This window comes from Bacillus sp. SRB_8, from assembly GCF_003264205.1.
In the GTDB taxonomy this organism is placed as follows: Bacteria; Bacillota; Bacilli; order Bacillales; family Bacillaceae_G; genus Bacillus_A; species Bacillus_A mycoides.
This window is the reverse complement of record NZ_NADT01000018.1, coordinates 379476-401748: the sequence shown is the minus strand read 5'-3', so window position 1 is coordinate 401748 and position 22273 is coordinate 379476. Positions and strand designations below refer to the sequence as shown.

Genomic DNA, 22273 nt, shown 5'->3' with positions numbered 1-22273 from the left:
ATCATATAGAGATTTAGGATGTTTATACGGTATAAATCACCCTGAGAAAGTGAGGCGAATCCTTGAGTCTGCCAAGGAGAAGTTAAGGAAGGGTATATTTTGAAAGGAGGCATATTAAATTTTTATTAAAAAAAGCCAAGTGTTTAGAACGGTGCAATAATTAAGCATGGTATAATTTCCTTATGAAATACTAGGAAAAGAAGGGGTATTATGGTTCGAGTGAAAAATGATTTTTCCTATCAACAGCAACAACTAGCAAGGGAGGATAACGCATGAGTTTAAATATGTATTTGGGAGAAGTACAAAACCAAACTCAAAGCATGAACGCTGTATGTACTGCTACTATTCAAGGTATGGAACAAGTCATTCAGTCGATTGACGCTTTTGCAATTGATACTGTGTTACAAGGGCAAACGTATAGCAGTGCAAAATCATTTTTTGTACAAACCTTTCGTCCTTTAGCACAAGGAATTATTTATCTGTGTGAAGAGTTAATTCTTCAGAATGATGCTTTTCCAAGTCAATTTCAATCACAAGTCGCTTCCACAGATGTAATCGAACAAGAAATATTAGAACAAATTCGAGAAATTGACCGAATGAAAGCAAGTATGGAAGTCATCAGTCAAGCTATGCCAATCCCAGGTGTGGACGCTATGGCGAATCTTTTTACTGTCATGAGGAAAAAACTGCAAGAAAAATTAGAACATCTATATGAATTTAATTATACTTCTAGTAATAATTATGATACTGCACTCCAACTAGCCGCTAGCATTGCGACAGGTTTAGCAGAGGTACAAAGTGGAAAAGGCTTTAGTCCTGCAAGTGGTACATTTAGTGCACAAGGGTTGAATATGGAGTGGACAACTTCAATTCAAGCAATTACAGAAGAGAGGGCACGTCAAGCTGCCAATTCAATTGACGAAGGTGCAATGTGCGGTAAGCTACCTGAAAAATCTACACTGGAAAAAACATGGGAAGGTATTCTAGATGGTACAGGACAAGCAGTTAGCGATACAATAGACGGAATAAAAGCTTTAGGAGATTGGGAAACATGGGAGAACATGGGGAACGCTGCCTTGCACCCTATTGATACCCTTAGTACCATGTATAATGCATTGTCGGATTCATTTATTAATGATGTAATAAATGGTGATGCTAAAAGTCGGGCAAGGTGGGGAAGTTATGCTTTAACTCAAGTTGGGTTAGGTCTCATTGGTGATAAAGGAATAAGCAAAGTCACTACACTTGCAAAGGGTACGAATTTAGCAAAGGTATCAGAAGGTATCTCGCATTATACAAATAAATTGCAAACGGGAGACCGCTTTGCATATGCTGGCGTTGGTGAGTTTAGAGATATTCCGAAAACTTCTTTTAATTCTTTAGAAGAAGCACGTAATACATTTATGTTTGCTGCCCCTGGTAATTTAAATACACCTAAATTCCAAGAATATCTTGGCCAAGTAGAAGAAATAACAAATAGAAAGATTCCTGAAAATCAGAAGGAATTACTACAGGAAGCTTTAGAAGATAATGCTTATAGTAAATTAAGTAAAGAAGAGACTGCACAAAGACGGGCAGAATTTGATAAATTACGCACTAACTTAATTAAGGATTGGGAACTTAAGACTGGCCAAAAATGGCCTACTTATGAAGAAGTTGTGTATTCAAAGAAAGGTTTGCCTTTACGTAAAAAAACCGCTAATTATGATGCACATCACATTATAGAAAGTACATATAACGGTGCACATGAATGGTGGAATCTACATCCAGCTAAATACCCTGATGAACATCAAGGTGGAATACATGGAAAAGGAAAAATCGCTAAAGAGATTTTCAAAAGATAACACTTATATGGAGGGTAATATTTATGTTTAATTTCACAAATTTGGAAAAGGTATCATTTGATAGAACTGAAGCAGAACAAGTTTTAGATAAATATGAAACCGTATTTTTTAAAATATATGATGATGAAATACAAGAGGCTGAAGGAATGATAGGATTTAAATTCCCGAAGGAACTAAGATATTTTTATAAAAATGTCGGTAGTGGTTTTGTGAAAAGTAATTCTGAGTACTTTGTTAACCGTCTAATGGACCCTGAATCCGTTGCGGATTTAAGACTTAGACAAGATGTGTATGAAGAAAACCCTAGATATGATTATATTGATGATGAAGAATCATTAGCTTTCTTTGAAATTAATGAATCAAGCTTTTTAACGTTAAAATTTAAGCAGGCAAATGAATTAGGTCAATGTCCTGTATATTATGGTTCAACAAAGATAGCGGATTCGTTAGAGGGATTTTTAATTAAAATGAATGAAAATCCTGACTATTATATTTAATCTTTTTAAGACTTACTTTAAGGCGTAGGATTTGAAAAATATCTAATCATGAATAAAAAGCTTATGTATAACTTGCATAAGCTTTTTTAATGTACATGAACTAGACACTTACAAGATGGAGATAGTGCAGACATAAGCTGGCCTATACCAAAATACAACATCTATCCTAAAGGAGAATAAATAAATTTAGAAAGAGGTTTTTATATGTGGAAAAATCTGATTTTAGAAATTGAAAAGGTAGAGAGAAGTTTTAATGATAAACTGAATACACCCGCAACGGATACTGAAATTGGTAAATTAAGAGAACGTGTGAAAGAGAATTTTAATGTTGACTTACCGAGTGAATATGAGGAGTTTCTTAAAACTGTAAATGGATTAGATTTTAGCGGGGAAGTCATCCATGATATAATAGATAATAATAAAAAGCCCTGCAAAACAGGACTATATTATTCTTCGTCTTTATTTTGTTTTTCTAATTCAACTAACTTTTGGATTAAAATATGCTGTGGCATATGCATAAGTTGTTCAAGTGGAACACCTAACGCTTTTGATAGGCGGACTGCAGTGTCTGGAGAAATTTGTAATGGTCTCATAGAAGTACCTCCTTTTTCGTATAGTATAGCATAAGATTGGGGGAGTGAGGATGACTCTTATATTTGCGCATCGTGGTGCGGCGGGAACGTATCCGGAAAATACAATGATTTCATTTGAAGCAGCAGAGGCTTTGGGGGCAGATGGAATTGAACTCGATGTTCAATTCACGAAAGATGGAAAAGTTGTCGTTATTCATGATGAAACGGTGGATCGGACAACAAATGGAAAAGGTGCGGTTCGAAATTATTTATATGAGGATTTATGTAAGTTGGATGCGAGTTATAAATTCGGTGACAAAGTAGGTTTTTGCAAAATACCTCTTCTAGAAGAGGTGTTAGAATGGCTCGCAAAAACGAAATTGCTACTCAATATTGAACTGAAAAATAATAAAATCCCATACAGAGGTTTAGAAGAAGAGGTTATAACACTTGTACGTAAGTTTAGTCTAGAGGATCGGATTGTGTTTTCTTCTTTTAATCACTACAGTATGAAGCGATGTCATATGATGGCTCCTGATATTCAAACAGCTATTTTGTATCGTGAAGGTTTGCATAGCCCGTGGGCATATGCAAAAAAGATGGGTGCTACTGCAGTACATCCGAATTATCGTTATCTTCAAGATGCTATCGCTGAATTAACGATGGGAAGTGGTGTGGAGGTTCGTCCTTACACGATAAATGAAGAAACGCTTATGCGTAAATATTTTGATATGAATATATCAGCGATTATTACTGATTATCCTGAAACAGCAAGAACTTTATTACCGATAAAAAAATGAGACCTAATATAATGGTCTCATTTTTTATTTATGATATGTGAAAACTTTGTTTTATCTTCTGAAGCGTGCTTGTACTTTATTTCTCTTACGATCTCTGTGTAAGACGAAGCCGCCGAAGATATAAAACCCGAGTGCGAAGCAAAGAGCGCCGATTAAAAATTGTAACCATAATATAGGGATTGGGGAGAACAAAATCCCAAATACAGTATCTCTCATTAGTTTAATACCAAGCACGGCTAATGAAATGGGGATGAGTGCTAATAATAGAGCGAGGTAACGCTGCATACATAACGCTCCTTTTCAGATTATTTTGTGTATTTTAATGATGTTATATGGAATGGGGGTTTGTCAAGAGGTTGCTGAACGAGTAAGATAAGAATGTGAAAAATTTTGCAGAGATACTTCGAGAGGAAGTGTAATGTATGAAACAAAATGTGTTAATTGTTGGAGCAGGTGAAGGTGGGAGTACACTGCTGAGTCTGTTGCAAAATTCGAATATATTTCAAATTATAGGAGTTATTGATAGTAATCCAATTGCGAAAGGATTACAAATCGCAAAGGAATATGGGGTTCCGATTGGTGATAGTGTAACTCCGTTTCTTTCTATGCATATTGATGTAATGTTTGATATGACAGGTGATTATGATTTACATAAAGTTTTATTGGGAAGCAAGCATAAAGACACCCTTCTTATACCAGGGGATATTGCAAAAATTGTTACGAGACTAGCGCATGAGAAGGAAAGCTTAATTGGAAAGCTAGAAGAACAGACGCAACAAGGGAATTTAATTTTAAATTCAACGCATGACGGTATGATTGTTATAGACCAAGAGGGACAAGTTCGTCTGTTTAATAAAAGCGCAGAGCGTATTACTGGATATAAAAAAGAGGAAGCAATAGGGAAATATATTTTAGAAGTTATTCCAACGAGTAAGTTGCTTCGTATTATACGCACGAAAAAAATAGAAGTGAATCATGAACTGACGTTAGAGAATGAAAAAAAGATTATTACAACGCGTATTCCGATATTAAAAGAAGGTGGAGAGGTTCAAGGGGCATTTGCGATTTTTAAAGACATTACAGAAGTTGTAGATTTAGCGGAAGAAGTTACAGACTTAAAAGAAATTCAAACGCTACTTGAGGCGATTATTAACTCATCTGAGGAAGCAATTTCGGTTGTTGATGAGAAAGGAAGAGGACTAGTTATAAACCCTGCTTATACGAAGTTAACGGGTTTGACTGAAGAAGAAATTATTGGGAAGCCGGCTACAACTGATATTGTGGAAGGTGAAAGTATGCATATGAAAGTACTTCGGACGCGCCGAGCGGTACGAGGAATACATATGAAGATTGGGCAAAAAAAGCGAGATGTAATTGTAAACGTAGCACCGGTTATTGTCGATGGAATATTGAAAGGGAGCGTCGGGGTAATTCGCGATGTATCAGAAATTCAAAAGTTAACAAATGAATTGAATAGGGCAAGACAAATTATTCGAACGTTAGAAGCAAAATATTCATTTGATGATATTGTTGGTGATTCAGATGAAACGACGGCAGCTATTGAACAAGCAAAACTTGGAGCGAATACACCGGCAACAGTATTACTTAGAGGGGAATCTGGTACGGGGAAAGAGTTATTTGCACACGCTATTCATAACAGTAGTAATCGAAAATACAATAAGTTTGTACGAGTAAACTGTGCTGCTATTTCTGAGACCTTATTAGAAAGTGAATTATTCGGTTATGAGGAAGGCGCGTTTTCTGGAGCGAAAAGAGGCGGGAAACGAGGATTCTTTGAAGAAGCGAATAATGGAAGTATTTTTTTAGATGAAATCGGAGAGTTATCTGCAAATACGCAAGCGAAGCTCCTTCGTGTGCTACAAGAAAAAGAAATTGTGAAAGTAGGGGGAACGAAAGCGATACCTATTAATGTCCGGGTAATTGCAGCAACGCATGTGAATTTAGAAAAGGGCATTCTAGAAGGAGAGTTCAGAGAGGACTTATATTATCGTTTAAATAAAATCCCGATTCAAATTCCTTCCCTTCGTCAGCGTAAAGGAGATATACCAGCGATTGCAGAAAGGTTAATTCAAAAAATTAATCAAGATTATGGTCGTAATGTAGAAGGACTCACCGATTCAGCCGTTTCGTATTTACAATCATATGAATGGCCAGGGAATGTTAGGGAACTTGAAAATATTTTAGGACGAGCTATTATCTTTATGAATTATAACGAAATATATATTGATGTACATCATTTACCGCCTTTACATAAAGAAGAACAAGTAGAGACGAAACAAAATAATTTATTACCTGAATTAGAAGAGAAGGCCCTTGAACACCTAGTGACAGAATTTGAGGGGAATATTATCCGTGAATATTTAGAGAAATTTGATGGGAACAAAACGAAGACTGCAAAAGCGTTAGGAATTTCAGTTCGAAACTTATATTACAAGCTAGAAAAGTATAACTGTGCAAAAAATAGCATGCAATAAATTGCGTACCGTGCAATTTATTGCGTGGTATACAAAAAGCGACAAAACGAGACAGAATATTTCGTTGTTTTCCAAAGTATTGATTTTACTGCATTTTGAATGCGTTTTCATTATTGGTAAGACCACTTTTGAAAGTTGGCACGGTATTTGCTTAATGAATAGACGAGGGACGACGGAAAGGGTTGATTACAAAATATGAAGTTAGAACACTTAATTGATCAAGCAGCAGGACAGCCTAAAAAAACTGTGGCTGTAGCAGTAGCTGAAGATCATGAAGTAATTGAAGCTGTAGCGAAAGCAATCAAGTTACAGCTAGCTCAATTTCGTCTATATGGAAATCAAGAGAAAATAATAGGGATGCTACAAGAGCATGGGTTACAAACTTCAGAACATATTGAAGTGATTGCAGCAGCGTCAAGTGCTGAGGCTGCAGAACTTTCTGTTAAATCTGTAAGCAATGGCGAAGCAGATGTGCTAATGAAGGGGAACATCCCAACAGCAAATATTTTGAAAGCTGTATTAAATAAAGAGTGGGGACTTCGTAAGGGCAGCGTGCTTTCACATGTTGCAGCGTTTGAAGTTCCAAATTACGATCGTCTTATTTTTGTTACAGACGCAGCGATGAACATTGCACCTGATGTAACACAAAAAGCTGCTATTATACAAAATACTGTAGAAGTTGCCAAGGCAATAGGAATTGATTTGCCAAAGGTAGCGCCAATTGCAGCGGTAGAGGTTGTTAATCCTGCGATGCAAGCGACAATTGATGCAGCGATGTTAACTCAAATGAATCGCCGCGGACAAATTAAAAATTGTGTCGTTGATGGACCACTTGCTTTAGATAATGCAGTATCACAAATTGCAGCAGAACATAAAGGCATAGTAAGTGATGTAGCAGGTAAGGCAGACATTTTACTCGTCCCAACGATTGAAGCTGGAAATGTGCTATATAAATCACTCGTCTATTTTGCAAATGCAAAGGTAGGAGCGATGATTGCTGGCGCTAAAGCACCGATTGTTTTAACATCACGTGCTGATTCAGCAGAAACAAAAGTATATTCATTAGCATTGGCAGTTGCGACTGCTTCAAAATAAACCAAATAGGGTAAAACAATTAGGGGGAAACGACAATGACATTAGAAATCTTCGAATACTTAGAAAAATATGATTATGAGCAAGTGGTATTTTGTCAAGATAAAGAATCTGGTTTAAAAGCAATCATTGCAATCCATGATACAACACTTGGACCAGCTCTTGGTGGAACAAGAATGTGGACATATGATTCTGAAGAAGCGGCGATTGAAGATGCATTGCGTCTTGCAAAAGGGATGACATACAAAAATGCAGCAGCTGGTTTAAACTTAGGTGGTGCAAAAACAGTAATTATCGGTGATCCACGTAAAGATAAAAGCGAAGCGATGTTCCGTGCATTAGGACGCTACATTCAAGGACTAAACGGACGTTACATTACAGCTGAAGATGTTGGTACAACAGTAGATGATATGGATATTATCCATGAGGAAACTGATTTTGTAACAGGGATTTCACCATCATTCGGTTCTTCTGGTAACCCATCTCCAGTAACTGCATACGGTGTTTACCGTGGTATGAAAGCAGCTGCAAAAGAAGCATTTGGTACAGATAACCTAGAAGGAAGAGTAATTTCTATTCAAGGTGTTGGTAACGTAGCGTATCACCTATGCAAACATTTACACGCTGAAGGAGCAAAATTAATCGTTACAGATATTAATAAAGAAGCTGTACAACGTGCAGTAGAAGAATTCGGTGCAACAGCAGTTGAGCCAAATGAAATTTACGGTGTTGAATGTGATATTTACGCACCATGTGCATTAGGCGCAACAGTTAATGATGAAACTATTCCACAACTTAAAGCAAAAGTAATCGCTGGTTCTGCAAATAACCAATTAAAAGAAGATCGTCACGGCGACCTTATTCATGAAATGGGTATTGTATACGCACCAGACTATGTTATTAATGCAGGTGGCGTAATTAACGTAGCAGACGAATTATATGGATACAATAGAGAACGTGCATTAAAACGTGTTGAGTCTATTTATGACACAATTGCAAAAGTAATCGAAATTTCAAAACGCGATGGCATAGCAACTTATGTAGCAGCAGATCGTCTAGCTGAAGAGCGCATTGCAAGCTTGAAAAACTCTCGTAGCACATACTTACGCAACGGTCACGACATTATTAGCCGTCGCTAATCATTCATATATAACTTTTACAAAAGGTGTGGTTACCTCTTATGAGGTTTCCACTTCCTTTTAAATTTATTAGTGGAGGTAGCAACATTGTCTGTAAATCGAATTCTTGTTATTAACCCAGGTAGTACATCCACAAAGATTGGTGTTTTTGATAATGAAAGACCCGTTCTAGAAGAAACTATTCGTCATGACGTAGAACAGATTGGAAAATATAAGCGAATTATCGACCAATATGAGTTTCGTAAAGAAACGATTTTAGAAGTTCTACATTCTCATGGTATTAACATTTCAAAATTAAACGCTGTTTGTGGGCGTGGTGGATTACTTCGTCCAATCGAAGGCGGTACGTATACAGTAAACGATGCGATGTTAGAAGATTTAAAAAATGGGTTTAGCGGTCATCACGCTTCAAACCTTGGAGGCATTTTAGCATATGAAATCGCTTCTGGATTAAACATTCCTGCATTCATTGTGGATCCTGTCGTTGTAGATGAGATGGAGCCAATTGCTCGTATAAGTGGTATTGCTGGTATGGAACGCAAAAGTATCTTCCATGCATTAAATCAAAAAGCAGTTGCTCGTAAAGTGGCAGATGAATTAAATCACAAATATGAGGATTTAAATTTATTAGTTACACATATGGGCGGTGGTATTACAGTTGGTGCTCATAAAAAAGGAAAAGTTATCGATGTTAATAATGGCTTAAACGGAGAAGGACCATTTAGTCCAGAGCGTGCTGGTACAGTACCAGTAGGACAATTAGTTGAAATGTGTTTTTCTGGTGAGTATTACCGAGACGAAATGGTTAAAAAACTTGTCGGACAAGGTGGACTTGTAAGTCTTATCGGTACAAACGATGCAATTAAAGTAGAACAAATGGTTGAAAAAGGTGATCCTGAAGCAACTCTTATTTATAAAGCAATGGCGTATCAAGTTGCAAAAGAGATTGGCGGAGCTAGTGCTGTACTTCACGGGAAAATCGATGCAATCGTATTAACTGGTGGACTTGCGTACAGTAAAATTCTTGTCGATGAAATAAAAGAACGTGTTCACTGGATTGCAGATGTTATCGTACATCCAGGAGAAGATGAATTACAAGCGTTAGCAGAAGGAGCACTTCGTGTATTACGTGAAGAAGAAGCTCCAAAAGAATATATTGTACGAGAAAAACAAACAGTAGCTAGGGGTTGAGATAATGGCAAGAGAATATGATTTAGTCATCGTTGGCGGCGGTACTGGTGGATATGTTGCTGCTATTCGTGCATCACAACTAGGGTTAAAAACTGCACTTGTTGAAAAAGAAAATCTTGGTGGTACTTGTTTACACAAAGGATGTATTCCTAGTAAAGCTCTTTTACGTAGTGCGGAAGTATACGCAACTGCTAAAAAAGGAGAAGAGTTCGGAGTTATTGCAAGTAATGTAGAACTAAACTTTGCTAAAGTACAAGAGCGTAAAGAGAAGATTGTAACGCAGCTTCATAAAGGCGTTCAGCATTTAATGAAACAAGGTAAAATTGATGTGTTTGAAGGTATTGGCCGTATTCTTGGCCCATCTATTTTCTCTCCAATGCCAGGTACAATTTCAGTTGAACTTGCAAGTGGAGAAGAGAATGAAATGTTAATTCCAAAAAATGTACTTGTTGCAACAGGTTCTCGTCCAAATTCATTACCAGGATTAGAGTTAGACGGAGAGTATGTAATGTCTTCGGATCATGCCCTAAAAATGGAAACGCTTCCTAGCTCAATCATTATCGTTGGTGGCGGTGTAATTGGTATTGAGTGGGCATCTATGCTTGCTGACTTCGGTGTAGAAGTTACTGTATTAGAATATGCGAAAAACATATTACCACTAGAAGATAATGACGTTTCAAAAGAAATGCAACGTCTATTCAAGAAAAAAGGTATTAAAGTGGTAACTGGTGCAAAAGTATTACCAGAAACATTGGTAAAAGATAATGGAGTAACAATTCAAGCTGAACATAACGGTGAGAACAAAGCATTTAAAGCAGAAAAAATGCTTGTATCTGTAGGAAGACAAGCGAATACGCAAAATATGGGCTTAGAGAACACAGATATTGTTGTGGAAAAAGGATACATTCAAACAAATGAGTTTTATCAAACGAAGGAATCTCATATTTACGCAATTGGAGATGTAATCGGTGGCTTGCAACTTGCTCACGTTGCTTCTCATGAAGGAATTGTTGCAGTAGAACATATCGCTGGTAAAGAAGTTGCACCAATTGATTATTCTATGGTATCAAAATGCGTATATAGTAGTCCAGAAGTTGCTTCTGTCGGCTTAACAGAACAAGAAGCAAAAGAAAAAGGCTATAAGTTAAAAGTAGGTAAGTTCTCATTCCGTGCAATCGGAAAGGCACTTGTATACGGAGAATCAGACGGTTTTGTAAAACTTGTAGTTGATGAAGAAACAAATGACATTCTCGGTGTTCATATGATCGGACCACATGTAACAGATATGATTTCTGAAGCTGGTCTTGCAAGAGTACTTGATGCAACACCTTGGGAAGTAGCACATACAATTCATCCGCATCCATCATTATCTGAGGCGATTGGTGAAGCTGCACTTGCTGTAGATGGAAGAGCGTTACACGCATAAAAATGTGGATTTAGGAGGTTATGAAAAATGGCAGAAGTAAAAGAAAAGCGCCATGAAGAGCTTGGCTTAAGTGATGAGCAAGTATTAGAAATGTTCCGTACGATGTTACTTGCACGTAAAATTGACGAACGTATGTGGTTATTAAACCGTGCAGGTAAAATTCCATTCGTAATTTCTTGTCAAGGACAAGAGGCTGCACAAGTTGGAGCGGCGTTCGCTCTTGATAGAGAGAAAGATTATGCATTACCATACTACCGTGATATGGGTGTTGTACTAGCGTTTGGTATGACAGCTAAAGAGCTTATGTTGTCTGCTTTCGCAAAAGCTGGAGATCCAAACTCTGGTGGTCGTCAAATGCCTGGTCACTTCGGTCAAAAGAAAAATCGTATTGTTACAGGCTCATCACCAGTAACAACGCAAGTACCACATGCAGTTGGTATTGCACTAGCTGGAAAAATGGAGAAGAAAGATTTAGTAACGTTCGTTACATTCGGAGAAGGCTCTTCAAACCAAGGTGACTTCCATGAAGGAGCAAACTTTGCTGGTGTACACAAACTACCTGTTATTTTCATGTGTGAAAATAATAAATACGCAATCTCTATTCCAGTTGAAAAACAATTAGCATGTAAAAACGTATCAGACCGTGCAATTGGTTACGGTATGCCTGGATATACAATAGACGGAAACGATCCGCTTGCAGTATATAAAGCTGTAAAAGAGGCAGCAGACCGCGGCCGTCGTGGTGAAGGCCCAACTTTAATTGAAACAGTATCATATCGTTTAACAGCACATTCTAGTGACGACGATGATCGTGTTTATCGTGATAAAGAAGAAGTAGAAGAAGCAAAGAAAAAAGATTCAATTATAACATTTGCAGCTTATTTAAAAGAAGCTGGCGTGTTAACTGAGGAATTTGAAAAACAAATGTTAGACGAAATTATGCATATCGTAAATGAAGCAACAGAATATGCAGAAAATGCTCCGTATGCAGCACCTGAAGATGCATTGAAGCACGTATACGCAGAATAGGGGGGAACGTTTCATGGCTGTAATGTCTTATATTGATGCTATTACATTAGCAATGCGCGAAGAAATGGAACGCGATGAGAAAGTATTCGTTTTAGGAGAAGATGTTGGTAAAAAAGGTGGCGTGTTTAAAGCGACACACGGTTTGTATGATCAATTTGGTGAAGATCGTGCGCTTGATGCACCGCTTGCAGAATCTGCAATTGCTGGGGTAGCAATTGGTGCGGCAATGTATGGTATGCGTCCAATCGCTGAAATGCAGTTTGCTGATTTCATCATGCCAGCAGTAAACCAAATTGTTTCTGAGGCAGCAAAAATTCGTTATCGTTCTAATAACGATTGGACTTGTCCAGTTACAATTCGTGCGCCATTTGGCGGCGGTGTTCACGGTGCATTGTATCATTCACAATCTGTAGAAGCGATGTTTGCAAACCAACCAGGTTTAAAAATTGTTATCCCTTCTACACCATATGATGCAAAAGGCTTATTAAAAGCTGCAATTCGTGATGAAGATCCAGTATTATTCTTTGAGCATAAGCGTGCATATCGCTTAATTAAAGGTGAAGTGCCAGAAGATGACTATGTATTACCAATCGGAAAAGCAGATGTAAAACGCGAAGGTGATGATATTACTGTTATCACTTACGGATTATGTGTTCACTTTGCTCTTCAAGCAGCTGAAAAGTTAGCACAAGATGGAATCTCTGCACACATTCTTGATTTAAGAACGGTATATCCGTTAGATAAAGAAGCAATTATTGAAGCGGCTTCTAAAACAGGTAAAGTTCTTCTTGTAACAGAAGACAATAAAGAAGGAAGTATTATAAGTGAAGTGGCAGCTATTATCGCTGAAAACTGTCTGTTTGATTTAGATGCGCCAATCGCACGTCTTGCAGGTCCAGATGTTCCAGCAATGCCATATGCACCAACAATGGAAAAATTCTTTATGGTAAATCCAGATAAAGTTGAAAAAGCAATGCGTGAACTTGCGGAATTTTAATCGGGGGGACTATACATGGCTGTAGAAAATATCACAATGCCTCAGCTCGGGGAGAGCGTTACAGAGGGTACAATTAGTAAATGGCTCGTTAATGTTGGCGATCACGTAAACAAGTATGATCCGCTTGCAGAAGTAATGACTGATAAAGTAAATGCTGAAGTGCCATCTTCTTTCACTGGTATTGTGAAAGAATTAATCGCTGGTGAAGGTGAGACGTTAGCTGTAGGTGAAGTAGTTTGTGTTATTCAAGTAGAAGGCGCAGATGAAGTAGCAGCGACAGCTGTTGAGGAAAAAACAAAAGAAGAACCAAAGGCAGAAGTAGCTACGCCTGAAAAAGCACCGAAAGCAAAACAACCAACTGATGGAAAACCACGTTTTTCACCAGCTGTTTTAAAACTTGCAGGTGAGCATAATGTTGATTTAGATTTAGTAGAAGGTACGGGAGCAAATGGCCGTATCACTCGTAAAGATATTTTAAAGCTGGTGGAATCTGGAAATATTCCGCAAGCAGGTGCGAAGAAAGAGGAAGCGGTAGCAGCAGTAGTAGAAGCGCGTCCAGAAGCACCAAAAGCAGCGCCAGTAGCACAAAAAGTAGAAGCTGTAAAACCAGTTTCTGTACCAACAATGCCTGGCGATATCGAAATTCCAGTAACAGGTGTGCGTAAAGCAATTGCAGCGAACATGTTACGTAGTAAACACGAAGCGCCACATGCTTGGATGATGATTGAAGTAGATGTGACAAACCTTGTGTCATACCGTAATTCAATTAAAGGTGATTTCAAAAAGCGCGAAGGCTTTAATTTAACGTTCTTTGCTTTCTTCGTAAAAGCAGTAGCGCAAGCGTTAAAAGAGTATCCTCAAATCAATTCAATGTGGGCTGGCGATAAGATCGTTCAGAAGAAAGATATTAACCTTTCTATCGCTGTTGCAACAGAGGACGAACTATTTGTACCAGTAATTAAACACGCGGATGAGAAGACGATTAAAGGTATCGCTCGTGAAATTACAGAGCTTGCAGGAAAAGTACGTACGAAATCGTTAAAAGCGGACGAAATGCAAGGCGGAACATTTACAATTAATAACACAGGATCATTCGGTTCTGTTCAATCTATGGGTATTATTAATTACCCACAAGCGGCTATTTTACAAGTTGAATCAATTGTAAAACGCCCAGTAATTATGGATAACGGTATGTTCGGTGCTCGCGACATGGTTAACTTATGTTTATCACTTGACCACCGTGTACTAGATGGCCTAATTTGTGGTAAGTTCTTAGGACGTGTAAAAGAAATTCTAGAAAATACGTCAGAAAATAATACATCTGTATATTAATAAAAAGCTCGCTTATGCGAGCTTTTTATCATCTTATTTCTTCATTTGCATCCTACTATATGTACAACACTTTTCCCAGCAATCTTACAATGAACGAGTATGTATTAGAAATTTACGAAAATACATTGCTGATATATGGTATATAGATATAAAATAAGAAAAGAATAATTTTTTTGGCAAATCTTACTGACGAAACTGTAGTATAATATATTGTATTGTATGAAAAAGAGAGTTATTCTATATAAGTGTTTTATAGATAATGTGTAATCAGTCGTCAAAACATGAAGAATGTTGACTCCTGGTTTTTTATTTTGCTGTAACAATGTTTCAGGAGGATGTCATGAAAAGAAGTACCGAGTTTCTAAAAAGTTTAGATGTAAAATTAATTTTAATTTTGTGTGCATTTTGTGTTATAAGTATAACTGCTATATATAGCAGTCAGCAAACCGGACAGTATGGAGATGCAAACTTTGCTATGAAGCAGGGAGTTAACTACATAATTGGGGTTGTATTGTTACTTCTTGTTGCTAGCATCGACTTAGATCAGTTGCAAAAATTGTCTTGGCCGCTTTATATTGCTGGGTTTGCTTCACTTATTCTTTTGAAAGTATTACCACCATCAGGTTTCACACCTGAAAAGTTAGGGGCAAAAAGGTGGTTCGTTTTTCCAGTACTTGGACAAATTCAGCCATCCGAGTTTTTCAAAATCGCATTGCTTCTCGTAGTAGCAAGTATAGCAGTGAAACATAATGCACAGTATATGGCAAGGACATTCCAAACGGATTTACAATTAGTAGGTAAAATTATGCTAGTATCCCTCCCGCCTATGGCCGTTGTATATAGCCAACCGGATACAGGGATGGTGTTCTTATATGCAGCAGCTATCGCATGTATTTTATTTATGTCAGGAATTCAAAAGAAATTAATTGCGTTATGTACAGTCATTCCGGTGACCATATTGTCTACATTAATATTTATATTTGTAAAATATCCAGATTTCTTCTTTAATAAATTAGTTACTTTGTTAAAACCTCACCAACAATCACGTATTATAGGTTGGCTAAATCCATTTGAGAATGCAAATGAAGGCTATCAAACACAGCAATCGATTTTAGCTGTAGGTAGTGGAGGTATGGAAGGGAAAGGATTTGGTGAAGGGAACGTCTATATTCCAGAGAAACACACTGACTTTATTTTCGCTACAATTGCCGAAGAAGGTGGATTTATAGTAGCGGCGTTAGTTGTGTTCTTGTTCCTGTTACTACTATATCGAACAATTATTATCGGTTATTCTGCTGATAATTTATTTGGTACATTATTATGTGCTGGATCAATAGGAATACTAACGGTTCAAATATTCCAAAATATTGGTATGATCGTTGGATTAATGCCTGTAAAAGGGATTGCATTACCTTTCTTATCGTATGGGGGAAGTTCCTTATTCTCGAATATGATTATGATGGGGCTCATATTATCGGTACGGAAAACGTATAAAAAATATATGTTTTCAGTTAAGTAAAAAAGCTGGTTCGTTTTTAAACGAACCAGCTTTTTTACATATATGCTCCTAAACGTTGCAAACTAAAACAGACTAGCAGTTTGGGATGTAAGGAGTGCAAAGTGATGCATATGCATATTTTTGAAGGAGCACGGCATCTTTCTAACGGTGAATGGGTTGTTCGAGCTATTATAGCGTACACATTTTTAATATTAGTTGCGAAATCGATGGGACAAAGATCCATCGCACAACTTCGCTTTTTAGATGTTGTATTAGTGTTATTACTTGGTGGTAATATTTCTAATGCGCTATCTGATGAAAAGGTCGGATTACTCGGTTCAATGATTACAACTTTTATACTAGTTGTACTTCATATTATAAGCTCTGTTTTAATGTTGAAATGGGATAGATGGAGACGCTTTTTAGAGCCTGCACCTATTATTCTTATACACAATGGTGCCATTGATTTTAGCAATTTGAAAAAGGCGAGAATTACGGCGGAATATTTATTTTCGGAACTTCGCATGCGAAATGTGAGCGATATTCAAACGATTAAATTAGCATTATGGGAAGCAAGTGGTGTTGTTTCTATATTTCAGTATCCAGAATATGAAGCAGTTTCTCGGCTTGATCTTAAAGTGGCGGGGAAAAAATCTCCAGTTGCTTTTATTTTAGTGAAGGATGGAAGAATTCAGCAGGACGTTCTCGCTTTAGTAGGAAAAACAGAAGAGTGGGCGAAAGAGTTTTTAGAGAAGAATGCAGAAATTGAATCCATTATGTTAGCTACAGTAGATGAAGCACATAAAATAAATATTTTGTTAAAAAAATGAAAAATATACGCATTTTGTCGTTTCATACATATGATACAATAGTGTGGACAACGAAAAAGGAGGCGATACGATGGGATATGTAGAAGAATTACGAAAAATAGTTGGTCATCGCCCTTTAATTTTAGTTGGTGCTGTTGTACTCGTTATAAATGAAAGTGGATATGTATTATTACAGCAAAGAACAGAGCCGTACGGAAAATGGGGGTTGCCTGGCGGGCTAATGGAGCTTGGTGAATCACCAGAAGAAACAGCTTACCGTGAAGTATATGAAGAGACAGGAATAGAAGTAAAGAACCTCCGATTAATCAATGTATTTTCTGGAGCGAACTATTTTTCAAAATTAACAAACGGTGATGAGTTTCAATCCGTAACGACAGCCTATTATACCGATGAATACGAAGGGAATTTTGTTATGAATAAAGAAGAAGCGGTTCAGCTTAAATTCTTCCCGGTAACAGAGCTACCTGATTATATTGTAGGATCGCATAAAAAAATGATTGCGGAATATATGAAAATTATGGAAAAGTGACAAAAAGGTGTTAGAGCAAGGGCTCTAACACCTTTTCTATGCCTAAATACAAGTAAACTTACTTGTATTTCATAAACATTAACTGGTAAGATACAAATAGATAGTTTTAGAGGAGGGAAAAGATTGATTAATTTTAACTTTTTTATGAATGATGTTGTCCGCCAAGCGCGTGAAGAGATTGTCTCTGCTGGATATACAGAATTGACGACGCCGGAAGCAGTAGAAGAAGCGTTTAAAAGAAATGGAACAACACTTGTAATGGTAAACTCTGTATGTGGTTGTGCAGGTGGTATTGCTCGTCCTGCTGCTGCGCATTCCGTACATTATGATAAACGTCCTAACCATCTTGTAACGGTGTTTGCAGGTCAAGATAAAGAAGCAACAGCAACAGCTCGTGAATATTTCGAAGGATATCCACCTTCTTCTCCATCATTCGCTTTATTAAAAGATGGAAAAATTGTAACGATGGTAGAACGTCATGAAATTGAAGGTCATGAACCAATGCAAGTTATTGCAAAACTACAATCTTATTTCGAAGAGAATTGTGAAGAACTATAAATATAAGCGAAAAGGCGGTACGTCCACAATGAAGTGGATGTACCGCCTTTTTTATTTAGTTTTTAAAATAATTAAACATGCAGGAAGTTGTTGTTTTATGCATGTTTTCATGCATTAACAACAGCTTTAATGCTGTTTTTTTATTTATTTTTATTTTAAATATTGCATAAAAATGAAAGTGCTGATACAATACAAACATCGAATAAATATTCTATTAAACTTTTAAATATACATTATTAGGGGGAATAAAGATGAAGAAGTTGTTATCAATATCGTTTGCACTTATTTTAATTGTAAGTATATTCAGTGCTTGTAGTAATGGGGAAGAAAAGGCTACTGGAAAAAATAAAAAAGTACTCGTTATGGGGACTTCAGCAGACTATAAACCGTATGAATACGTAGAAGCTTCAAAAAGTGATGAAATTATCGGCTTTGATGTTGATATTGCCAAATATATCGGAAAAGAACTTGGATACGAAGTGAAAGTGAAAGACATGGATTTCGGCGGATTATTAGCATCTCTTAATTCAGGAAAAGTTGATTTCGTTATGGCGGGTATGACGCCAACTGCAGAGCGTAAAAATAATGCTGATTTCACAGATATATATTTTGTTGCAAAAAATATGATCGTTTCAAAAAAGGGCTCTAATATTAAATCGTTAGAAGATTTAAAAGGGAAAAAAGTAGGAGTACAAACAGGATCAATTCAAGAAGAAAAGGCAAAAGAATTTCAGAAACAAGTCGATTTCAAAGCTGAGGGACGTGACCGTATACCAGAAATCGTACAAGAAATTAAAGCTGGTCGTTTTGACGCTGCAATTATAGAAGACACAGTTGCAAAAAATTATTTAGAAAAAATGAAAGAACTACAAGGAATTGAAATTCAAGAAGCACCAGAAGAAGTAGGTGCAGCAATTGCTCTTCCGAAAAATAGTGATAAAACAGAAGAATTTAATAAAGTAATTAAGAAAATGCAAGAAAATGGAGAAATGGATAAATTAGTGAAGAAATGGTTTGGCAGCGGAAAATAAGCTGCCTTTCACTTTTCTGTGAGGGGAATGAAAAGGATGAATCTAGATTTTTCGGCAATTACGCCTTCAATACCATATATATTAAAGGGATTAGAAGTTACATTGAAAATTGTAGCTGCATCAGCTGTGGTAGGATTTATTTTAGGAACGTTATTAGCACTTTGCAAAATTGCTAGAATACGAGTATTAAATATTGCAGCAGATATTTATACGTCAATATTTCGTGGCACACCGCTAGTATTACAATTAATGATTATTTATTTCGGTGTTCCGCAAATGATGGGTTATGAGATACCGGCCTTTTTAGCAGCTGTACTTGCATTTAGCTTAAATTCAGGTGCATATATGTCAGAAGTAATTCGTGCCGGCATTCAAGCAGTCGATAAAGGACAAACAGAAGCAGCAATGGCTTTAGGTATTCCGTACAGTAAAATGATGAGAAATATTATTTTTCCTCAAGCTTTAAAAAATATATTACCAGCACTTGTGAATGAGTTTGCGACACTTACGAAAGAGTCGGCTGTAGTAACCGTAATAGGAGCGACTGATTTAATGCGCCGTGCTTATATTGTAGGTGGTGAAACATTTAAATATCTTGAGCCATTACTTTTTGTTGGACTTATTTATTATATATTAGTAATTATTCTTACATTAGTCGGGAAAGCCATTGAAGGGAGAATGAAGAAAAGTGATTAAAATTGACAACCTTCATAAATCATTTGGGAAAAATGAAGTATTAAAAGGAATTACAACAACGATTGAGAAAGGAGAGGTTGTTGCAATTATTGGACCGTCTGGATCTGGAAAGTCAACGTTTTTACGCTGTATGAATGTATTAGAAGCGCCGACAGATGGTCACATTTGGATTGGAACGGAAGAAGTAACGAATCCGAAAACAAATATTATGCACGTTCGTGAAAATGTCGGAATGGTATTTCAACATTTTCACTTATTCCCTCATATGACTGTATTAGAAAATATTACGTATGCTCCTATCAATGTAAAAGAAGTAACGAAGCAAGAAGCTGAAAAAAAAGCTGAGAAACTTCTAGAAAAAGTGGGGTTATTAGATAAGAAAGATGCATATCCAAATCGTCTTTCAGGAGGACAAAAGCAACGTGTAGCAATTGCAAGAGCGTTAGCGATGGAACCGGAAGTTATGTTATTTGATGAACCTACCTCTGCGCTAGATCCAGAAATGGTGAAAGAAGTGTTAGAAGTTATGAAATCATTAGTTACGACAGGAATGACGATGGCAATCGTTACACATGAAATGGGATTTGCAAAAGAAGTAGCAGACCGTGTTCTCTTTTTAGATGGTGGAAAGCTCGTAGAAGATAGTAATCCGGAAGAGTTTTTTACAGCACCAAAAAGTGACCGTGCAAAAGAATTTTTGCAAAAGATATTGTAATATGTGAAGGGTACGTGAATAATAGGTAGAAAAGGATGACATTGCGTCATCCTTTTTTTATACTATTTTTAAATACATTTATACATATAGGAGTAATGATATGTTTAAAATTGGATATAGAACAGTGAAAACAGCGCTTGGAACGGGAGCGGCAGTTTTTATTGCTCAGTTATTAGGATTAGAATTTTATAGTTCAGCTGGTATTTTAGTCATTTTATGTGTGCAAAATACGAAACGAAAATCCGTTCAAGTATCGTTGCACCGTTTTTTAGCTTGTGTATTATCGATGGTATTTGCGTTTTGTATTTTTGAAACGATTGGTTATACACCACTAGCGATTAGCGTATTACTGCTTACCTTTATTCCAACTGCAGTTATGTGCAAAATTCAAGAAGGGATTGTCACGAGTTCGGTTATCGTTATGCATCTGTATTCATTAAAGCAAATTACATGGTCTATAGTTGGTAATGAAATTGCTATATTAACGATTGGAATTAGTGTCGCTTTATTAGTAAACATGTACATGCCAAGCAGTGAGAATAAACTGAAAGAGTATCAAGGAAAAATAGAAGAGCATTTCAGAACGATTTTGTTTGAAATGGTCGTTTATTTACGGAATCGAGATAGTAATTGGAGTGGGGCCGAATTAATTGAAACAGAAATGATGCTGAAAGAAGCGAAAGATTTATCATTTAAAAAACTTGAGAATGAATTTATGCGTGAAGATGACTATTATTATCGGTATTTTGATATGCGTATGCAACAATTTGAAATTTTGGAGCGCATGATACCATTAGCTGCATCACTATCTTGGACGTATGAACAAGCTGATATGATTGCAGACGTAATTGAAAATATAGGGAATTCTATTCGACCTGAAAGTACAGGGGTCATTTCGTTAAGACAACTTCAAGAAATGCGAGAAGTATTTAGAGAAATGCCTTTACCAGTCTCGCGAGAAGAATTTGAAATACGTGCAAAACTTGTTCAACTTGTTTATGAGATGGAGCAATATTTACTCATTAAAAGTCGTTTTAAGGGAAAGGATAATATAAAAGAACTTATTTAGAAGGTAGGAACTATATATGCCGTATCTTCTTTCTTTATTATTATGTCTTTCTCTATCACCGATCTGGCCTCTTGGTGATAACCCACGTGCTGGAGATCCTTTTATAATTGTAAATAAAGCAACGAATAAACTAGCTTACATCGATGATGGGAAGATCCAAAAGGTTTTTCCAGTAGCGACAGGGAAAACAAATGAATTAACCCCAGAAGGAACTTTTGACATTGTATTGAAGGCGAAGGATCCCTATTATATTGCGAAGGATATTCCTGGGGGCTCTCCAAAAAATCCACTTGGATCGAGGTGGATGGGATTTAATGCAAGAGGAACGGATGGAAGTAAGTATGGGATACACGGGACAAACCAGCCTAGTTCAATTGGAAAATATATTTCGCAAGGATGTATAAGAATGAAGAAACATGATGTGGAATATTTGTTTGATCGTATTCCAATTGGAACGAAAGTATCGATTGTGAAATCGAAAAAAACATTTCAGCAATTGGCGAAGGAAAAAGGGGCCATAGTATTTGGAAAAGTCAACGAAACGGTTGGCTTTTTCTTTTATTATAAGTTGTCTTGACATGTGTACATAACCATGCGTTAATGAGAATATATAAAGATAATTGAGTAAAGGGGTTGCTCATATGTATTTAAATCCAAAAATTTCTTACATGCAGTTTTGTGTTGGTTTTCTATTTGTTATTACATTCATATTGGCAACTTTTAATATATGTTCTTACGTTGTAGCGATTGTATTTATGGCATTACTCAATCTTACTTTTGTTATTGGGGCATTTCAGCAGAAACAATATACAAGTTTTGTAATAGCACTTGTAATGGCCTTTTCCTTTAGCATTGTAGCAATTGTAATATATATAAAATAAAATGTTCATTACAAGATAGACTATCTCGATTTCGAGATGGTCTATTTTGTAT

General features: G+C 36.6%; 23 protein-coding genes and 1 pseudogene. 22 read left to right on the top strand and 2 right to left on the bottom strand.

The window, feature by feature from the left end; all coding sequences use genetic code 11:
• Nucleotides 1–272: 272 nt before the first annotated feature.
• The 3 genes and pseudogenes from B5P40_RS12125 to B5P40_RS12110 all read left to right on the top strand — a co-directional run.
• Nucleotides 273–1844 carry a T7SS effector LXG polymorphic toxin gene (locus tag B5P40_RS12125; RefSeq protein ID WP_113709276.1) on the top strand — a complete coding sequence of 524 codons (1572 nt, stop codon included), beginning with the start codon at nt 273–275 and terminating at the stop codon, nt 1842–1844.
• A gap of 23 nt (nt 1845–1867) precedes the next feature.
• Complete coding sequence (locus tag B5P40_RS12120) at nt 1868–2341, top strand: SMI1/KNR4 family protein (RefSeq protein ID WP_033731242.1); 474 nt, start codon at nt 1868–1870, stop codon at nt 2339–2341.
• 204 nt (nt 2342–2545) lie between these two features.
• Nucleotides 2546–2749, top strand: a pseudogene (locus B5P40_RS12110) (YrhA family protein); the annotation flags it as partial.
• 38 nt (nt 2750–2787) lie between these two features.
• Here B5P40_RS12110 and B5P40_RS12105 read toward each other — a convergent pair.
• Entirely contained in the window at nt 2788–2934 is a 147-nt protein-coding gene (locus tag B5P40_RS12105; protein ID WP_001247671.1) for a YycC family protein, read from the bottom strand.
• 50 nt (nt 2935–2984) lie between these two features.
• Here B5P40_RS12105 and B5P40_RS12100 point away from each other — a divergent pair, with 50 nt between their 5' ends.
• Entirely contained in the window at nt 2985–3713 is a 729-nt protein-coding gene (locus B5P40_RS12100; RefSeq protein ID WP_113709275.1) for a glycerophosphodiester phosphodiesterase, read from the top strand.
• A gap of 51 nt (nt 3714–3764) precedes the next feature.
• Here B5P40_RS12100 and B5P40_RS12095 read toward each other — a convergent pair whose 3' ends face one another.
• Entirely contained in the window at nt 3765–3998 is a 234-nt protein-coding gene (locus B5P40_RS12095) for a DUF2627 domain-containing protein (protein WP_001190193.1), read from the bottom strand.
• A 137-nt stretch (nt 3999–4135) separates the two neighbouring features.
• Here B5P40_RS12095 and B5P40_RS12090 point away from each other — a divergent pair, with 137 nt between their 5' ends.
• The 18 genes from B5P40_RS12090 to B5P40_RS12000 all read left to right on the top strand — a co-directional run bounded on the left by B5P40_RS12090 (nt 4136) and on the right by B5P40_RS12000 (nt 22221).
• Nucleotides 4136–6208 carry a sigma 54-interacting transcriptional regulator gene (locus B5P40_RS12090; protein ID WP_002190641.1) on the top strand — a complete coding sequence of 691 codons (2073 nt, stop codon included), beginning with the start codon at nt 4136–4138 and terminating at the stop codon, nt 6206–6208.
• Between the two features lie 195 nt (nt 6209–6403).
• The gene (gene yqiS / locus B5P40_RS12080) at nt 6404–7303 is read left to right on the top strand and encodes a phosphate butyryltransferase (protein ID WP_002190640.1); all 900 of its coding nucleotides are present in this window, start codon (nt 6404–6406) and stop codon (nt 7301–7303) included.
• A gap of 35 nt (nt 7304–7338) precedes the next feature.
• Nucleotides 7339–8439, top strand: coding sequence for a leucine dehydrogenase (locus tag B5P40_RS12075; RefSeq protein ID WP_002015088.1), 1101 nt, complete (start codon nt 7339–7341; stop codon nt 8437–8439).
• Between the two features lie 87 nt (nt 8440–8526).
• Entirely contained in the window at nt 8527–9630 is a 1104-nt protein-coding gene (buk, locus tag B5P40_RS12070) for a butyrate kinase (protein WP_002088555.1), read from the top strand.
• Nucleotides 9631–9634: 4 nt separating this feature from the next.
• Nucleotides 9635–11056, top strand: coding sequence for a dihydrolipoyl dehydrogenase (gene lpdA / locus B5P40_RS12065; RefSeq protein ID WP_002015090.1), 1422 nt, complete (start codon nt 9635–9637; stop codon nt 11054–11056).
• A gap of 27 nt (nt 11057–11083) precedes the next feature.
• Complete coding sequence (gene bfmBAA / locus B5P40_RS12060; RefSeq protein ID WP_000852549.1) at nt 11084–12085, top strand: 3-methyl-2-oxobutanoate dehydrogenase subunit alpha; 1002 nt, start codon at nt 11084–11086, stop codon at nt 12083–12085.
• Nucleotides 12086–12098: 13 nt separating this feature from the next.
• Entirely contained in the window at nt 12099–13082 is a 984-nt protein-coding gene (gene bfmBAB / locus B5P40_RS12055) for a 3-methyl-2-oxobutanoate dehydrogenase subunit beta (protein WP_000290070.1), read from the top strand.
• Nucleotides 13083–13097: 15 nt separating this feature from the next.
• Nucleotides 13098–14414, top strand: a complete 1317-nt coding sequence (locus tag B5P40_RS12050) for a dihydrolipoamide acetyltransferase family protein (protein WP_002184993.1) — start codon at nt 13098–13100, stop codon at nt 14412–14414.
• Nucleotides 14415–14754: 340 nt separating this feature from the next.
• Nucleotides 14755–15933 (top strand): FtsW/RodA/SpoVE family cell cycle protein, encoded by a 1179-nt coding sequence (locus B5P40_RS12045; protein WP_002129028.1) that lies wholly within the window; start codon nt 14755–14757, stop codon nt 15931–15933.
• Between the two features lie 104 nt (nt 15934–16037).
• Nucleotides 16038–16742, top strand: a complete 705-nt coding sequence (locus B5P40_RS12040) for a DUF421 domain-containing protein (RefSeq protein ID WP_002033965.1) — start codon at nt 16038–16040, stop codon at nt 16740–16742.
• Between the two features lie 70 nt (nt 16743–16812).
• Complete coding sequence (locus tag B5P40_RS12035) at nt 16813–17271, top strand: NUDIX hydrolase (RefSeq protein ID WP_033709417.1); 459 nt, start codon at nt 16813–16815, stop codon at nt 17269–17271.
• A 144-nt stretch (nt 17272–17415) separates the two neighbouring features.
• The gene (locus B5P40_RS12030) at nt 17416–17829 is read left to right on the top strand and encodes a BrxA/BrxB family bacilliredoxin (RefSeq protein ID WP_002008492.1); all 414 of its coding nucleotides are present in this window, start codon (nt 17416–17418) and stop codon (nt 17827–17829) included.
• Nucleotides 17830–18080: 251 nt separating this feature from the next.
• Entirely contained in the window at nt 18081–18860 is a 780-nt protein-coding gene (locus B5P40_RS12025; RefSeq protein WP_002129023.1) for a transporter substrate-binding domain-containing protein, read from the top strand.
• A gap of 36 nt (nt 18861–18896) precedes the next feature.
• Nucleotides 18897–19556 carry an amino acid ABC transporter permease gene (locus tag B5P40_RS12020; protein ID WP_002067073.1) on the top strand — a complete coding sequence of 220 codons (660 nt, stop codon included), beginning with the start codon at nt 18897–18899 and terminating at the stop codon, nt 19554–19556.
• The gene (locus tag B5P40_RS12015; RefSeq protein WP_002088545.1) at nt 19549–20271 is read left to right on the top strand and encodes an amino acid ABC transporter ATP-binding protein; all 723 of its coding nucleotides are present in this window, start codon (nt 19549–19551) and stop codon (nt 20269–20271) included. Before B5P40_RS12020 ends, B5P40_RS12015 begins: the two co-directional genes overlap by 8 nt.
• A 100-nt stretch (nt 20272–20371) precedes the next feature.
• Nucleotides 20372–21340 (top strand): aromatic acid exporter family protein, encoded by a 969-nt coding sequence (locus B5P40_RS12010; RefSeq protein WP_002033971.1) that lies wholly within the window; start codon nt 20372–20374, stop codon nt 21338–21340.
• A gap of 16 nt (nt 21341–21356) precedes the next feature.
• Nucleotides 21357–21917: a L,D-transpeptidase gene (locus B5P40_RS12005; protein WP_002015103.1), complete on the top strand. Its 561-nt coding sequence runs from the start codon at nt 21357–21359 to the stop codon at nt 21915–21917.
• Nucleotides 21918–21981: 64 nt separating this feature from the next.
• Nucleotides 21982–22221 (top strand): DUF3894 domain-containing protein, encoded by a 240-nt coding sequence (locus tag B5P40_RS12000; RefSeq protein WP_002088543.1) that lies wholly within the window; start codon nt 21982–21984, stop codon nt 22219–22221.
• Nucleotides 22222–22273 lie beyond the last annotated feature (52 nt).

Coding starts and splice junctions, on each gene's coding strand:
- B5P40_RS12105 (WP_001247671.1), bottom strand. CDS start 2,934: ATGAGACCATTACAAATTTCTCCAGACACTGCAGTCCGCCTATCAAAA.
- B5P40_RS12050 (WP_002184993.1), top strand. CDS start 13,098: ATGGCTGTAGAAAATATCACAATGCCTCAGCTCGGGGAGAGCGTTACA.
- B5P40_RS12000 (WP_002088543.1), top strand. CDS start 21,982: ATGTATTTAAATCCAAAAATTTCTTACATGCAGTTTTGTGTTGGTTTT.
- B5P40_RS12040 (WP_002033965.1), top strand. CDS start 16,038: ATGCATATGCATATTTTTGAAGGAGCACGGCATCTTTCTAACGGTGAA.
- B5P40_RS12125 (WP_113709276.1), top strand. CDS start 273: ATGAGTTTAAATATGTATTTGGGAGAAGTACAAAACCAAACTCAAAGC.
- B5P40_RS12095 (WP_001190193.1), bottom strand. CDS start 3,998: ATGCAGCGTTACCTCGCTCTATTATTAGCACTCATCCCCATTTCATTA.
- B5P40_RS12120 (WP_033731242.1), top strand. CDS start 1,868: ATGTTTAATTTCACAAATTTGGAAAAGGTATCATTTGATAGAACTGAA.
- B5P40_RS12005 (WP_002015103.1), top strand. CDS start 21,357: ATGCCGTATCTTCTTTCTTTATTATTATGTCTTTCTCTATCACCGATC.
- bfmBAB (WP_000290070.1), top strand. CDS start 12,099: ATGGCTGTAATGTCTTATATTGATGCTATTACATTAGCAATGCGCGAA.
- yqiS (WP_002190640.1), top strand. CDS start 6,404: ATGAAGTTAGAACACTTAATTGATCAAGCAGCAGGACAGCCTAAAAAA.
- B5P40_RS12100 (WP_113709275.1), top strand. CDS start 2,985: ATGACTCTTATATTTGCGCATCGTGGTGCGGCGGGAACGTATCCGGAA.
- B5P40_RS12035 (WP_033709417.1), top strand. CDS start 16,813: ATGGGATATGTAGAAGAATTACGAAAAATAGTTGGTCATCGCCCTTTA.
- B5P40_RS12025 (WP_002129023.1), top strand. CDS start 18,081: ATGAAGAAGTTGTTATCAATATCGTTTGCACTTATTTTAATTGTAAGT.
- B5P40_RS12010 (WP_002033971.1), top strand. CDS start 20,372: ATGTTTAAAATTGGATATAGAACAGTGAAAACAGCGCTTGGAACGGGA.
- B5P40_RS12020 (WP_002067073.1), top strand. CDS start 18,897: ATGAATCTAGATTTTTCGGCAATTACGCCTTCAATACCATATATATTA.
- lpdA (WP_002015090.1), top strand. CDS start 9,635: ATGGCAAGAGAATATGATTTAGTCATCGTTGGCGGCGGTACTGGTGGA.
- B5P40_RS12045 (WP_002129028.1), top strand. CDS start 14,755: ATGAAAAGAAGTACCGAGTTTCTAAAAAGTTTAGATGTAAAATTAATT.
- bfmBAA (WP_000852549.1), top strand. CDS start 11,084: ATGGCAGAAGTAAAAGAAAAGCGCCATGAAGAGCTTGGCTTAAGTGAT.
- B5P40_RS12090 (WP_002190641.1), top strand. CDS start 4,136: ATGAAACAAAATGTGTTAATTGTTGGAGCAGGTGAAGGTGGGAGTACA.
- B5P40_RS12075 (WP_002015088.1), top strand. CDS start 7,339: ATGACATTAGAAATCTTCGAATACTTAGAAAAATATGATTATGAGCAA.
- B5P40_RS12030 (WP_002008492.1), top strand. CDS start 17,416: ATGAATGATGTTGTCCGCCAAGCGCGTGAAGAGATTGTCTCTGCTGGA.